Origin of the sequence: Nocardioides zeae (assembly GCF_010686755.1) — a bacterium.
GTDB classification, from domain to species: Bacteria; Actinomycetota; Actinomycetes; order Propionibacteriales; family Nocardioidaceae; genus Nocardioides; species Nocardioides zeae.
Genome location: NZ_JAAGXA010000004.1, coordinates 143,650 through 156,891 on the forward strand (window position 1 = coordinate 143,650; position 13,242 = coordinate 156,891).

Genomic DNA, 13,242 nt, shown 5'->3' on the forward strand with positions numbered 1-13,242 from the left:
TCCCACGGACGCGCGCGTGGCCGCCGGTCGCGGCGGCCACTCCAGGATCGATTCTAGCGCCGCTGAGCGGCTCAGACACGCACCGGGCGGTCAGGTTGGGGATGAATCTCGCCTGAGAAATGCCGATAGGAGTCCGGGGAGGGCCTCCGAGACGGGCGAGCAGGGTGGTGGCTGGGTCCCCCTACGTCCACGAGGGGCTCAGAACGTCTCCTGGCGAATCCGGATCGTCAGCCGTAGGTGTCGCGAGGACCCCGCCCGCGGACGCTGCGGCGGCCCTTCGTCCAGGACGGCGCCTGCGGACCCATGACCTCGATCGCCGCCACGCTCCCGTGCCCCAGCTCGTCGTTGAGCCGCTTCACGAGGGACGGCGCGAGCAGCCGCAGCTGGGTCGCCCACGCCGTGGCGTCGGTGCGCACGACGAGGCGCCCGTCGACGTACGACTCCGGGCGGCAGTGCTCGCCGATCTCGTCCCCGACGATCTCCGCCCACCGGGCGAACACGGCGTGCACCCGCAGGTCCGCGTCCCAGCCGCGCTGGGCGACCAGGCGGCGTACGTCGGCCTCCACCGTCCGCGGGTCCCGCCGGTCCGGACCGGGCCCGGACAGCGTCGTCTCCCCGCGGCGGCCGCCCCGCCGCGCGGCGTCGGCGAAGCCGCCGGGGTCGCCGGGCTTCCGCTTGGCCCTGCGCGGCGTCGCGACCGGACCGCCCGCGGCCGCCGCCGCCCGCGCCGCGGCACGGGCCAGGTCGAGGCCCGACGCGTCGTGCGGCTCGTCGGGCTCGTCCGAGGCGGGCTGCTCCGCGGCGGGCTGCTCCGCGTCGTACGGCTGCTCGGGGGACGCGGCACCCTCGGAGGAATCAGGCGTCACGGTGCACCTCGCCGTCCTTCACGAGGAACCGGGCGCCGGCGAGCGCCGCCGGCACGTCGTCGGCGACCGCCGCGGTGACGAGCACCTGCTCGGCGCCCGCGACGAGGCCGGCCAGCTGGTCGCGGCGGCCGGCGTCGAGCTCGGCGAAGACGTCGTCGAGCACGAGGATGGGGTCGTCGCCGTCGTCGCGGAGGAGGTCGTACGACGCGAGCCGCAGCGCCAGCGAGAACGACCAGGACTCCCCGTGCGAGGCGTAGCCCTTGACCGGGAGCCGGGTCTCCGCGGAGGCGAGCGAGCAGTCGAGGTCGTCACGGTGCGGGCCGACGAGGGTGTGGCCGCGGTCGAGCTCGTCCTTGCGGCGGGCCTCGAGGCCGACGCGGAACGGCTCGGCGAGCTCGGCGGCCACCGGCGTCGCGCCCGCGGCGGGGGTGGGCAGCTCGACGGAGCTGCGGTACTCGGCGTCCGCCGCGTCCCGGCCCACGCCGCGCGCGACCGCGGCGTAGGCCTTCGCGAGGTAGGGCCGCAGGTCGTGCACGAGCGCGAGCCGCGCGGCGAGGAGCTCGGCCCCGACGCTGACGAGGTGGGCGTCCCAGGCGTCGAGGGTCGCGAGCGCGCCCTCGGCGGCGCTCCGCCGCGCGGACCCCGCGGTCTTCAGCAGGGTGTTGCGCTGGCGCAGGATCCGCTCGTAGTCGGCCTTCACGCCCGCGAGACGCGGGGCGCGCAGCACGAGGAGGTCGTCGAGCATCCGCCGCCGGTCGGTCGGGTCGCCCTTGACGAGCGCCAGGTCGTCGGGGGCGAACACGACGGTGCGCACCAGCCCGACGAGCTCGCGAGCCCGGGGGAGCGCCGACCGGTTGACCCGCGCACGGTTGGCCTTGCCCGGGTTGATCTCCACCTCGAGCGTCGCCGTGCGCCCGTCCCGCACGACCGCGGCGCGCACGACCGCGCGCTCCGCGCCGTGCCGCACCAGCGGGGCGTCGGAGGCGACCCGGTGCGACGAGAGCCGCGACAGGTAGTCGATCGCCTCGACGAGGTTCGTCTTGCCCTGGCCGTTGCGGCCCACGAACGCGGTGACACCGGGCTCGAGCGGCAGCTCGAGGGTCGCGTAGGACCGGAAGTCGTGGAGCGACAGGTGGGAGACGTGCACGAGCGGGACGGCCTCGCTTGGACGGGGGTGGACGATGGTGGTCGGTGGAGGTCGAGCCTAGGCGGTCGGCCCGCGACCCCGTGTGTCGCAGCCGCCCGCGACGCGTGCGCCCGAACGGGTTTGAGCGAGCCCTCCGGGGCCTAGGCTGCTCGCCATGAGCTACCAGCAGCCCCCCGCGTACGGCGCCCCCTCCGGCGGCGGCCTCTACTTCATCTCCATCATGGGCCAGGAGCAGGGCCCCCTCGACGTCAACCAGCTCCGCCAGATGGCGACGGCCGGCCAGCTGAAGTCGGACACCCCGGTGCGGTCGACGGACAACCCCAACATCTTCCCGGCCAAGCAGATCCCTGGGCTGTTCTCCGACAAGGAATGGATGATCACGCTGCTCCTGGGCATCTTCCTGGGCTCGCTGGGCGTCGACCGCTTCTACCTCGGCCAGACGGGCCTCGGCATCATCAAGCTCATCACCTGCGGTGGCTGCGGCATCTGGCAGATCATCGACATCGTCCTCGTCGCGATGCGCAAGCTCAACGACGCGCAGGGTCGCCCGCTCTCCTGACCCGTCATGATGGGTGCGTGAGCACCGCACCGACCACCACGACCCCGCGGGTCGCGTCCACCGAGTGGATCGCGGCCGGCGGGGTCGTCGCGTTGGGGGTGGCCGTCGCCATGGACCCGGCGGGCATCGAGGACGGGCCGATCATCTGCCCGTTCCGCCTGCTCACCGGCCTGCCCTGCCCGGGCTGCGGCCTGACCCGATCCTGGGTCTACGGGGTGCACGGCCAGTGGGGCGACTCGTTCGCGTCGCACCCGTTCGGCCTGCCGCTGCTCGTCGCCGTGCTCGTGCTCGCCGTCGTGGCGGTGACCCGCCGCGTACGCCGCGACCCGCCCCCGTCGATCGACCGGATCGTCGGGCACCCCGTCACGAAGATCGTGATCGGCGCCTGGCTGGTCTTCTCCGCCGTGCGGCTGGCGCTCGCGCTCTGAACGCTCTCTGAACGCCCTGGGGAACGCCCGAGAGACGCCGCGAGCGCCAGCCGGCCGGGTCAGCGCTGCGCCGGGTGCGCCTCGCCCGACGACTCGCCCGACTCGGGCGCGTCGCCGCCGGCGGGGGCCGCGGTGTGCACGGCGTGGCCGCCGAACTGGTTGCGCATGGCCGCGATCGCCTTCATCGCGGGGGAGTCGTCCTGGCGGGAGACGAAGCGCGCGTAGAGCGCCGCGGTGATCGCCGGCGTGGCCACGGCGTTCTCGATGCCGGCCTCGACGGTCCAGCGGCCCTCGCCGGAGTCGTCGGCGTAGCCGCGGATGCTGCTGAGGTTCTCGTCCTCGTCGAGCGCCGCGACGAGCAGGTCGAGCAGCCAGGACCGGATGACGGTGCCCTCGCGCCACGAGCGGAAGACCTCGGTCACGTTGTCGACCATGTCGACCTTCTCGAGCAGCTCCCAGCCCTCGGCGTACGACTGCATGATCGCGTACTCGATGCCGTTGTGGACCATCTTCGAGAAGTGGCCGGCGCCCACCTTGCCCGCGTGGACGGAGCCGAACTCGCCCTCCGGCTTGAGCGCGTCGAAGACCGGCTGCACCTTGGCGACGTCGTCGGCCGAGCCGCCGTACATCAGCGCGTAGCCGTTCTCGAGGCCCCACACACCGCCCGAGACGCCGCAGTCGACGAACCCGATGCCCTTCGCGCCGAGCTGCTCGGCGTGGGCCTGGTCGTCGGTCCAGCGGGAGTTGCCGCCGTCGACGACGAGGTCGCCCTCGCCCAGCAGCTCGCCGAGCGCGGTGATGGTGTCGTGGGTCGGCCCACCGGCCGGCACCATCACCCACACGACGCGCGGCGACGGCAGCGCCTCGACGAGCGCCTCCAGGCTGTCGACGTCGGCGAGGTCCGGGTTGCGGTCGTACCCCACCACCGTGTGGCCCGCGCGGCGGATGCGCTCGCGCATGTTGCCGCCCATCTTGCCGAGTCCGATCAGGCCGATCTCCATGACGCACTCCCTCGATCTCACACGCTGGTCCGATGAGGCCGGTCGTTCCGACCGGCTCGCGATGTCGACGTTACGCACCCGCTCCAGCGCCGTACGGCGAGAGCGGGCGCCGGTTCAGGAGAGCAGGCGACGCGGCATCAGCAGGTAGCGGAAGCCGGGGTCGGTGCCGTCGTCGACGACCCCGCTCATGACCACGGGCTTCGTCGCCTGCGTGAACGCCAGCTGCACCGTCGGCTGGTCGATCGCGCCGAGGCCGTCGAGCAGGAACTGGGGGTTGAAGCCCGTCACGATGTCGCCGCCGGTGACGTCAGCCTCGACGGACTCGGAGGCCTGCGCCTCGTCGCCGGACCCGGCGTCGAGGGTCAGCACCCCGTCGGCGAACGCGAGCTGCACCGCGGTGTTGCGCTCCGCGACGAGCGAGACGCGCTTGACCGACTCGACGAGCGCCGCCTTGCTCAGCGTCGCCACGGTCTGGTGCTCGGTCGGGAAGAGGCTGCGGACCTTGGGGAACTCGCCGTCGAGGAGGCGGGTGGTGGTGCGCCGCACGCCGCCGTTGGCCGCGCCCTCGAAACCGATGATGCCCTCGCCCGAGCCGCTGGCGGCGAGGGCGATCGTGACCTCGGTGCCGGCGGTCAGCGACTTGGCCGTCTCGGCGAGCACCTTGGCGGGCACGAGCGCCGCGAACGACTCGTCCGGGCTGCGGGGATCCCACTCGAGCTCGCGCTGCGAGAGGCGGAAGCGGTCGGTGGCGAGCAGCGAGATCGTGGAGCCCTCGATCTCGAGCCGCACGCCGGTGAGCACCGGCAGCATGTCGTCGCGGCCGGCGGCCGTGACCGCCTGGGCGACGGCGTGGGCGAAGACGTCGCTGCGGACGGTGCCGGTCGCGGTGGGCATCTCCGGGAGCGCGGGGTACTCCTCGACGGGGAGCGTCTGGAGCGTGAACCGGGCCGAGCCGCAGACCAGCGAGACCCGGGCGCCGTCGAGGGTCATCTCGACGGGCTTGCTCGGCAGGCTGCGGGTGATGTCGGCCAGCAGACGACCGCTGACGAGCACGGTGCCCTCGTCGATCACGTCGGCCGACAAGGTGGCCCGTGCGGAGGTCTCGTAGTCGAACGTCGACAGCACGAGGCCGTCCTCGGCCGCCCTGATGAGGAGACCGGAGAGGACGGGGACGCTCGGCCGCACCGGCAGGCTGCGCGCAGCCCAGGCGACGGCGTCGGCGAGGACGTCGCGTTCGACGCGGAACTTCACTGGAGGTCCTCCTGGATGCGGTGTCCGATCAGCCGCCACGGGCGGCACACGGGTGGGAATCGCATCCTGCCATGCGCGGGCAACGGACCGCACCGGGTGGGGCGGATCGTGTCATTCATCCCCAGGTCGGGGCCGTGGAGGACGTTCGCGGTCATCGGTCCTCGTGGGGTTACCAGGAGAAGTAATAGGGGGTGTGGACTCTGTGGACAGACGTCGTTCGCCCAGGTCCGCCCGCGTGCGGGGGTGTGGAGGAGCAGTGGACGGCGGTCGGGGTGAACCACACGCCCGCTGTGGAGGCGATCGCGTCGTCGACGCCCGATCCCCAGGTGTCCACAGGGGGTGTGAATGACAAGGGGGGTTCGTGGACAGGCCGCTCCACATCTGACATCGATGTGATTCGGCCGCCACAGCACCCCGTGGGGACGACTGCTCAGCCGCCCTGACGCGCGTGCATCTTGATGCGGTTGGTGAGCTCGCTGACCTGGTTGTAGACGGAGCGACGCTCGGCGAGCAGCTGGTTGATCTTGTTGTTGGCGTACATGACCGTCGTGTGGTCGCGGTTGCCGAACTGCTGGCCGATCTTGGGGAGCGAGAGGTCGGTGAGCTCGCGGCACAGGTACATCGCGATCTGCCGGCCCTGCACGAGGTGACGGCCGCGGCTCGGGCCGGTGAGCTCGTCGATCGGCACACCGAAGTACGCCGCGGTCTGCGCGATGATCGCCGCCGGGGTGATCTCGGGCTCGCCGCCCTCGGGGATGAGGTCCTTGAGCACGATCTCCGCGAGGGAGAGGTCGACGCCCTGGCGGTTGAGGTTGGCGAACGCCGTCACCCGGATGAGGGCGCCCTCGAGCTCGCGGATGTTGGTCTGGATCTTCGAGGCGATGAACTCGAGGACGTCCGGCGGGGCCGTGAGCCGGTCCATCGCCGCCTTCTTGCGGAGGATCGCGATGCGGGTCTCGAGGTCGGGCGCCTGCACGTCGGTGATGAGGCCCCACTCGAACCGGCTGCGGAGCCGGTCCTCCAGCGCCTCGAGCCGCTTGGGCGCGCGATCGGAGGTCAGCACGATCTGCTTGTTGGCGTTGTGGAGCGTGTTGAAGGTGTGGAAGAACTCCTCCTGGGTCTGGGTCTTCCCCTCCAGGAACTGGATGTCGTCGATGAGGAGCACGTCGACGTCGCGGTACTTCCGCTTGAACCGGTCGAGCCGGTCGTCGCGGACCGCGTTGATGAACTCGTTGGTGAACTCCTCCGAGGACACGTAGCGGACCTTCGCCCCGGCGTACAGGCTGCGCACGTAGTGACCGATCGCGTGCAGGAGGTGGGTCTTGCCGAGCCCGGAGTCCCCGTAGACCATCAGCGGGTTGTAGGCCTTGCCGGGCGCCTCGGCGACGGCGACGGCCGCTGCGTGCGGGAACCGGTTGGACGAGCCGATGACGAACGTCTCGAACGTGTACTTGGGGTTGAGCCGCGTCTCCGTGCCGGCCGCGCCGGCAGCGGCGCGCGGCGCGTCGACCGCGGGGGGCTCGGGCTCGGTCGTCGACGGTCCGGCGAAGGCCTCGGCACCGGGGGTGGTGGCGGCCGACGCGTCCTCGTCCTCGGGAGCCAGGTCGACCGGCAGGCTCGGATCGATCGTGACGGCGATGCGCACGTCGTGGCCGAACGCGTCGCTCAGCCCGCCCTCGAGCTGCGAGCGCAGCCGGCCCTCGAGCTGGGCCCGGGTGAACTCGTTGGGGACCGCGATGATCGCGGTGGTCTCGTGGAGGGTGACGGGCTGGCTGGCGCGCAACCACGCTCGCTGGTGCACCTGGAGGTCCGCGAGGACCGATCGCCACGCCTTCGCGAGCTCGGCCGCTCCGTTCTCCATCAGGGCTCCTCCCGATCGCTGCCGAGCGCCGGTCGGGCTCGGGGTCGGGGTCGATCCTGCCGCATGAGGGAGCAATTTCCACAGTCTTCTCCACAGGCTGTGCAGAACCGTGGGGAGGACGGACGCGCGGCGCGCCGCGGAGGTCCGCAGCCGTCGTTCCGGCCGTCGCCGCTGGTCAGCGGACGGTGCCGCCGGGCCGTGCTCCGCGATGCGGGCGGGGTGCTGCGGCGACCTCCGTCACCCTACGGCTTTCCACAGCGGTGGACAGACCTGTGGAGAGAAGAACAACGGTGTAGTTTGTCCACAGGCATCGAGGGTTTGACCCTGTTCCTCCCCTGCGCGTACCGTTCCTAGGTCGCCGGGGCTGTCTCGACCGGTGCCGCATGTCCACGGAGGGGTCGACGTGACCCGGCCGTGGGCGGGCGGTGCCAGCCGATGGCTGAGACCCCCGTCCCGGTGATGGACATCGTCGAATCCAGCTGACCCCCGGAGAGTCTCGTGAGCAAGCGCACGTTCCAGCCGAACAACCGCCGTCGTCACAAGGTGCACGGCTTCCGCCTGCGGATGCGCACCCGCGCCGGCCGCGCGATCATCACCGCGCGCCGCCGCAAGGGCCGCAAGAGCCTGACCGTCTGAGTCTCCCCCGCGGAGACGGCGATCGTGCTCGCGCGCGACCAGCGCATGCGTCGTGGGCACGAGTTCGCCACGGCGGTGCGTTCTGGGCGCCGTGCGGGCTCCCGCACGTTGGTGTGTCACTGGGCCGACGCGGAGGATTCCCTCCGCGTCGGCTTCGTCGTGAGCAAGGCAGTCGGCAACTCCGTGGTGCGCAACCGCGTGAAGCGCCGGCTGCGGCACGACGTCGACGCCCTCGTACGGCGCGGGGTCACCCCCAGCAGCGGCCTCCTCGTCGTGCGGGCGCTCCCGGCGTCCGCGGACGCGACCTCCGCGGACCTGATGGTGGACCTGGAGCGGGGACTGCAGCGCGTCGTCCGCCCGCGGGAACGCGCATGAAGTACGTGCTGATCGGTTTCCTCAAGCTGTACCGGCTGCTCATCAGCCCGCTGTACGGCCAGGTGTGCCGCTACCACCCGTCGTGCTCGGCGTACGCACTCGAGGCGGTGACCCAGCACGGCAGCGTCCGGGGGTCGTGGCTCGCGGTCCGGCGCCTGTCACGCTGTCATCCATGGGCTGCCGGGGGTTACGACCCGGTTCCCGAGCGCCGGCCGGCGTCACGTCACTGATAACGAGGAGCATTCCCCGTGTTCGAATTCTTCGGCACCATCGGCGGTCTGATCATGACGCCGCTCTACTACGTGGTGTCCGCGGTCATGCTGGCGTGGCACAAGGTGTTCTCGCTCTTCCTCGACCCGAACGGCGGCCTCTCGTGGCTGCTGTCCATCGTGGGTCTCACCCTCGTCATCCGTGCGGCCCTGATCCCGCTGTTCGTCAAGCAGATCAAGTCGAGCCGCAACATGGCGCTTCTGCAGCCCCAGGTGCGGGAGCTGCAGAAGAAGTACAAGCACGACCGGGAGCGTCTCGCGCAGGAGACGATGAAGCTCTACAAGGAGGCGGGGACCAACCCGTTCGCCTCCTGCCTGCCGATCCTGCTGCAGATGCCGATCTTCTTCGCGCTGTTCCGGATGATCGACCAGGCGGCCAAGAAGGGCACGGCGCACGGCTTCCTCACCGAGGACCTGGCCGACCAGTTCGGTCAGTCGCGCCTCTTCGGTGACGCCGGCACGAACGAGGGCATCCCGATCTCGGGCACGTTCCTCAGCGGCGACGGCACCGCGGTGATGATCCTGGCGGCCGTCCTCGTGGTGGCGATGACCGCGACGACCTTCCTCACGCAGCGTCAGCTCATGGCGAAGAACATGCCGCCGGAGGCCCTCACCGGCCCCTACGCCCAGCAGCAGAAGATGCTCCTCTACGTGCTCCCCGTCGTCTTCGCGGTCGGTGGCGTGGCGTTCCCGATCGGCGTCCTCATGTACTGGACGACGTCGAACCTCTGGACCATGAGCCAGCAGTTCTACGTGATCCGCCGGAACCCCGCTCCGGGCACGCCGGCGGCGAAGGCCAAGGCCGAGCGCGACGCGGAGAAGGCGAAGCGCAAGGGTGTCTCGACCGGCGACGTCTCCCTCGAGAAGTCCGCGGGCGGCACTGCGGTGGTCGACGACGAGGCCGAGGCGCCCCGCCCGCGGGTGCAGCCCCAGCGTCAGACGAAGGCGCAGCGGTCGAAGCAGCAGGGTGGCGGCCCCCGGCCGACGGGCGGCGCGAAGAGCGTCCCCACCAAGTCCAAGAAGAAGCGCTGAGAGCGCTCGGAAGAGATCGGTGGACGAGATGTCTGACGTGGCGGAGACGACCGACGAGGTGTCGACGACCGAGGGTGGTGCGCCCGCGGAGACCGGAGCGGACCGGGTCACTCGGCTCGAGCGAGAGGGCGACATCGCGGCTGACTACCTCGAGGAGCTCCTCGACATCGCCGACCTGGATGGCGACATCGACATGGACGTCGAGGGTGACCGTGCGGCGGTGTCGATCGTGGGCGGCGACCTCGACCAGCTCGTCGGCAGCCGCGGCGAGGTGCTCGAGGCGCTTCAGGAGCTGACGCGGCTCGCGGTCTACCGCGAGACCGGCGAGCGCTCCCGGCTGATGCTCGACGTCGCGGGCTACCGCGCCGACCGTCGTGCCGAGCTGGAGAAGGTGGCGGCGGACGCCATCGAGGAGGTGAAGGCGACGGGTGAGCGAGTCTCGCTCAAGCCGATGTCGCCCTTCGAGCGCAAGGTGGTCCACGACGCCGTGGCGGCCGCCGGGCTGACCTCCGAGTCCGAGGGCGCCGAGTCGCGTCGTCACGTGGTCGTGCTCCCCGCGTGAGGTCCTGATGGACGACGTTTCACGTGAAACACCCCTCGCGCCGGCCTCGGCGCGGGGGGTGTTCTCGCCTGAGCGCTTCCCCGTCGCGGAGGCGTACGCGCACTCCCTGGCGACGGCCGGCGTCGAGCGCGGGCTGATCGGGCCGCGCGAGGTGCCCCGCTTGTGGGAGCGTCACCTGCTCAACTGCGCCGTCGTGACGGACGCCGTGCCCGAGGGCGCGTCGGTCGCCGATGTGGGCTCTGGCGCTGGTCTTCCCGGCGTGGTGATGGCCATCCGGCGGCCGGACCTTCGCGTCACGCTCATCGAGCCGCTGCTGCGCCGCGCGACCTACTTGGAGGAGGTGGCGGGCGAGCTGGGCCTCGACAACGTGACGGTCCTCCGCTCCCGGGCCGAGGACGCTGTGGCCGCAGGCGGCTTCGACGTGGTCACGTCCCGTGCTGTCGCGGCGCTCGACAAGCTGGCGCGGTGGTGCATGCCGCTGGTAGCAGTGGGGGGCGAGATGCTGGCGATGAAGGGCGAGCGCGCTCCGGACGAGATCGTGGCGGCGCGCAAGGTGTTGCGTCAGTGGTCGGCCGGCGATGCTGAGGTGGTCGTGGTCGGGGACACGGTCCTTTATCCACCGACGACGTTGGTCCGAGTGGTGCGGACGAAGTGACCCGGATAGGTTGGGCCGCTGATCGCGCTGTTGTCGTGCGCTGTCGCGGGCTTGACAACGAGCTCACGGCGGCGGCGTTGTGCACAGGTCAGATCCGCGTGGTTGAGCGGCGTCCTCGCTAGTTCTCCACAGATTGACGTAGTTCTTCCACAGGCAGTGACGAAAGGTCGACAACGTGGTTTCACGTGAAACGGCGGAGGGCGCTGCGGCGCCGTACCGCCCCCGCACGGCGGCCGACCTGGCGGAGGCGACGCCCCCGAGTGACGACGCAACCACGCCGTTGGCTCGTGCTGTCGAGGCATCTCTGCTTGTTCGTGACGGTGCGCGCCGGATGGCGATGCCGCGGCCGTCGCGGACGCGGGTGATGGTGGTGGCGAACCAGAAGGGCGGGGTCGGCAAGACGACCTCGACCGTCAACCTGGGTGCCGCCCTCGCGCAGCTCGGACAGCGGGTCCTCATCATCGACCTCGACCCCCAGGGCAACGCGTCGACCGCGCTCAACATCGAGCACCACCGGGGTACGCCCTCGACGTACGACCTCCTCGTCGAGGGCGCGGCCCTGGGTGACGTCCTCCAGCCCTGCCCGGAGGTCGAGGGCCTGGATGTCGTCCCGGCCACCATCGACCTCGCGGGTGCCGAGATCGAGCTCGTCAGCGTGGTGGCCCGCGAGAACCGGTTGAACAAGGCCATCAGTGCGCACCCCGGCGTCGGGGGCAAGGAAGCAGGTGACGAGCGCTACGACTACGTGCTGGTCGACTGCCCGCCGTCCCTCGGACTGCTGACGCTGAACGCCCTCGTTGCGGCTCACGAGATGCTCATCCCGATCCAGGCGGAGTACTACGCGCTGGAGGGTCTCGGTCAGCTGCTGGAGACCGTGGAGATGGTGAAGAAGCACCTCAACCCTGAGCTGAGGATCTCGACGATCCTGGTGACCATGTACGACGGGCGCACCCGCCTCGCCGCGGGTGTTGCTGACGAGGTGCGGTCGCACTTCGGGGACCAGGTCCTGAAGACGATGATCCCGCGCTCGGTGCGTGTCAGTGAGGCGCCGTCGTACGCCCAGACCGTCATGACCTACGACCCAGGCTCCCCCGGTGCCATGGCCTACCTCGAGGCGGCCCGTGAGATCACGCAGCGGGCGGTGCGGTCATGAGCAAGCCGCAGCGCAAGCCCAAGCCGGGTCTTGGTCGTGGACTGGGGTCGCTGATCCCTACCGCTCCGCCGCCGGCGGCGTCGGAGGCTCCGGACGAGGGATCGGGAGCTGACGGCGGCGCGGGTGTCGGCGCGGCCGCTGTTTCACGTGAAACGAGCACGGTGGAGGGCGGTACGCCGAGCGGTGTCGACCTGGCCCCGGTAGCGGGCGCCTACTTCGCGGAGCTGCCGGTCGGCGCCATCGCACCCAATGCTCGGCAGCCTCGTCAGGTCTTCGACGAAGATGCGATGGCCGAGCTCGTGCACTCGATCCGTGAGGTCGGGTTGCTGCAGCCGGTGGTAGTGCGCAAGGTTGCTGCCGACGGCTACGAGCTGATCATGGGCGAGCGCCGGTGGCGCGCCACGCAGGAAGCCGGCCTCGAGGTCATCCCCGCGATCGTCCGCGAGACGGACGACACGGACATGCTGCGCGACGCGCTGCTGGAGAACCTCCACCGCTCACAGCTGAACCCGCTCGAGGAGGCAGCGGCGTACCAGCAGCTCCTCGAGGACTTCGCCTGCACCCACGAGGAGCTGGCGCAGAGAATCGGACGTTCGCGCCCGCAGATCAGCAACACCCTTCGGCTGCTCCGCCTGAGCCCCGCTGTGCAGCGCAGGGTGGCCGCAGGAGTGCTGTCGGCAGGTCATGCCCGGTCGTTGCTCGCCGTACCGGACGGGGAGGCTCAGGACCGCCTGGCGGCCCGCGTCGTCGCCGAGGGCATCAGCGTGCGCGCGCTCGAGGAGATCGTGGCGCTCGGCGATGCGAGCGAAGAGGCACTCCCACGCCGGCGTCCGCTGAAGAGAAGCGATCCCGCGACCACGGAGTACGCCGCCCGTCTCTCGGACCGCTTCGAGACGCGCGTCAAGGTGGACGTCGGCAAGTCCAAGGGCCGGATCACGGTCGAGTTCGCGACGCTCGAGGACTTGCAGCGCATCGTCGACATCATGGACCCGCGCAACCGCACCGACCGCGTCATCTGAGGGACCTCGCCGTCGCGCTCTCGCGGCGTCGGTGTTCGTAATCGTGCGGCGTGCCCTGCCGGACAACGCGCGGCACGGCGACTCTGTTTCACGTGGAACTGGCGCAGCACGCGACGGCGGCCCACGCTGGGCCTGAGAGGGCTCCCTGGAGGCCCCAGAGCGCCACTAAGCACCCAGGGTGCCACTGAGCCTCCCAGGAGGGCCAGGAGGCCGCCTCCGTGCGCGACTGGCACCGGCCCGGCATGCGGCGACGCGAGGAAGGCGCACCGCGGGGCGTTGCCGCCCCGACCTGCGCCGAACCCGCCCGACCGAGATCGGGACGTCCGCGTGAGGTACTGCGATCGCGAGCACGCGACCCATCGAGCTCTCGTGCGGCACGCCACGAGGGGCAGCTCGGCCCCGCGACGATGACGCCACCCCTCGGATCT

Annotated in this window: 15 protein-coding genes; 10 read left to right on the forward strand and 5 right to left on the reverse strand. The window is 71.1% G+C overall.

The window, feature by feature from the left end; genetic code table 11:
* Nucleotides 1–227: 227 nt before the first annotated feature.
* Together G3T38_RS07315 and recF are read right to left on the reverse strand one after the other, a co-directional pair.
* Entirely contained in the window at nucleotides 228–866 is a 639-nt protein-coding gene (locus G3T38_RS07315; protein WP_163771474.1) for a DciA family protein, read from the reverse strand.
* Nucleotides 856–2,013 (reverse strand): DNA replication/repair protein RecF, encoded by a 1,158-nt coding sequence (gene recF / locus G3T38_RS07320; RefSeq protein ID WP_163771476.1) that lies wholly within the window; start codon nucleotides 2,011–2,013, stop codon nucleotides 856–858. Before recF ends, G3T38_RS07315 begins: the two co-directional genes overlap by 11 nt.
* A 154-nt stretch (nucleotides 2,014–2,167) precedes the next feature.
* Here recF and G3T38_RS07325 point away from each other — a divergent pair, with 154 nt between their 5' ends.
* Nucleotides 2,168–2,572, forward strand: a complete 405-nt coding sequence (locus G3T38_RS07325) for an NINE protein (protein ID WP_163771478.1) — start codon at nucleotides 2,168–2,170, stop codon at nucleotides 2,570–2,572.
* Between the two features lie 17 nt (nucleotides 2,573–2,589).
* Nucleotides 2,590–3,000 (forward strand): DUF2752 domain-containing protein, encoded by a 411-nt coding sequence (locus G3T38_RS07330; RefSeq protein ID WP_206675821.1) that lies wholly within the window; start codon nucleotides 2,590–2,592, stop codon nucleotides 2,998–3,000.
* Nucleotides 3,001–3,059: 59 nt separating this feature from the next.
* Here the strand turns inward: G3T38_RS07330 and gnd are convergent, their stop codons facing one another.
* The 3 genes from gnd to dnaA form a co-directional block, all read right to left on the reverse strand.
* Entirely contained in the window at nucleotides 3,060–4,022 is a 963-nt protein-coding gene (gnd, locus tag G3T38_RS07335; protein WP_420846773.1) for a phosphogluconate dehydrogenase (NAD(+)-dependent, decarboxylating), read from the reverse strand.
* A gap of 93 nt (nucleotides 4,023–4,115) precedes the next feature.
* On the reverse strand, nucleotides 4,116–5,252 hold the full coding sequence (gene dnaN, locus G3T38_RS07340) for a DNA polymerase III subunit beta (protein WP_163771482.1): 1,137 nt from the start codon (nucleotides 5,250–5,252) through the stop codon (nucleotides 4,116–4,118).
* Between the two features lie 430 nt (nucleotides 5,253–5,682).
* A complete protein-coding gene (dnaA, locus tag G3T38_RS07345; protein ID WP_163771484.1) occupies nucleotides 5,683–7,113 on the reverse strand; it encodes a chromosomal replication initiator protein DnaA in 1,431 nt (476 codons plus the stop codon).
* A gap of 498 nt (nucleotides 7,114–7,611) precedes the next feature.
* Here dnaA and rpmH point away from each other — a divergent pair, with 498 nt between their 5' ends.
* The 8 genes from rpmH (at nucleotide 7,612) to G3T38_RS07385 (ending at nucleotide 12,814) form a co-directional block, all read left to right on the forward strand.
* Nucleotides 7,612–7,749 (forward strand): 50S ribosomal protein L34, encoded by a 138-nt coding sequence (gene rpmH, locus G3T38_RS07350; RefSeq protein WP_163771486.1) that lies wholly within the window; start codon nucleotides 7,612–7,614, stop codon nucleotides 7,747–7,749.
* Between the two features lie 24 nt (nucleotides 7,750–7,773).
* Nucleotides 7,774–8,124 (forward strand): ribonuclease P protein component, encoded by a 351-nt coding sequence (gene rnpA / locus G3T38_RS07355; protein ID WP_163771489.1) that lies wholly within the window; start codon nucleotides 7,774–7,776, stop codon nucleotides 8,122–8,124.
* Nucleotides 8,121–8,354, forward strand: a complete 234-nt coding sequence (gene yidD / locus G3T38_RS07360; RefSeq protein WP_163771490.1) for a membrane protein insertion efficiency factor YidD — start codon at nucleotides 8,121–8,123, stop codon at nucleotides 8,352–8,354. The genes rnpA and yidD overlap by 4 nt, the downstream gene beginning before the upstream one ends.
* Before the next feature lie 18 nt (nucleotides 8,355–8,372).
* Complete coding sequence (gene yidC, locus G3T38_RS07365; RefSeq protein ID WP_163771493.1) at nucleotides 8,373–9,425, forward strand: membrane protein insertase YidC; 1,053 nt, start codon at nucleotides 8,373–8,375, stop codon at nucleotides 9,423–9,425.
* 28 nt (nucleotides 9,426–9,453) lie between these two features.
* Nucleotides 9,454–9,987, forward strand: a complete 534-nt coding sequence (locus G3T38_RS07370; RefSeq protein WP_163771765.1) for a Jag family protein — start codon at nucleotides 9,454–9,456, stop codon at nucleotides 9,985–9,987.
* Between the two features lie 58 nt (nucleotides 9,988–10,045).
* On the forward strand, nucleotides 10,046–10,642 hold the full coding sequence (gene rsmG / locus G3T38_RS07375; protein ID WP_163771494.1) for a 16S rRNA (guanine(527)-N(7))-methyltransferase RsmG: 597 nt from the start codon (nucleotides 10,046–10,048) through the stop codon (nucleotides 10,640–10,642).
* A gap of 175 nt (nucleotides 10,643–10,817) precedes the next feature.
* Complete coding sequence (locus tag G3T38_RS07380; RefSeq protein ID WP_420846775.1) at nucleotides 10,818–11,795, forward strand: ParA family protein; 978 nt, start codon at nucleotides 10,818–10,820, stop codon at nucleotides 11,793–11,795.
* Nucleotides 11,792–12,814 carry a ParB/RepB/Spo0J family partition protein gene (locus G3T38_RS07385; RefSeq protein WP_163771496.1) on the forward strand — a complete coding sequence of 341 codons (1,023 nt, stop codon included), beginning with the start codon at nucleotides 11,792–11,794 and terminating at the stop codon, nucleotides 12,812–12,814. The genes G3T38_RS07380 and G3T38_RS07385 overlap by 4 nt, the downstream gene beginning before the upstream one ends.
* The last annotated feature ends 428 nt before the right edge of the window (nucleotides 12,815–13,242 follow it).

What these genes read in the sequence shown, in the direction of transcription:
- G3T38_RS07325 (WP_163771478.1), top strand. Translation starts at nt 2,168, where the DNA reads ATGAGCTACCAGCAGCCCCCCGCGTACGGCGCCCCCTCCGGCGGCGGC.
- dnaA (WP_163771484.1), bottom strand. Translation starts at nt 7,113, where the DNA reads ATGGAGAACGGAGCGGCCGAGCTCGCGAAGGCGTGGCGATCGGTCCTC.
- yidD (WP_163771490.1), top strand. Translation starts at nt 8,121, where the DNA reads ATGAAGTACGTGCTGATCGGTTTCCTCAAGCTGTACCGGCTGCTCATC.
- G3T38_RS07370 (WP_163771765.1), top strand. Translation starts at nt 9,454, where the DNA reads ATGTCTGACGTGGCGGAGACGACCGACGAGGTGTCGACGACCGAGGGT.
- G3T38_RS07385 (WP_163771496.1), top strand. Translation starts at nt 11,792, where the DNA reads ATGAGCAAGCCGCAGCGCAAGCCCAAGCCGGGTCTTGGTCGTGGACTG.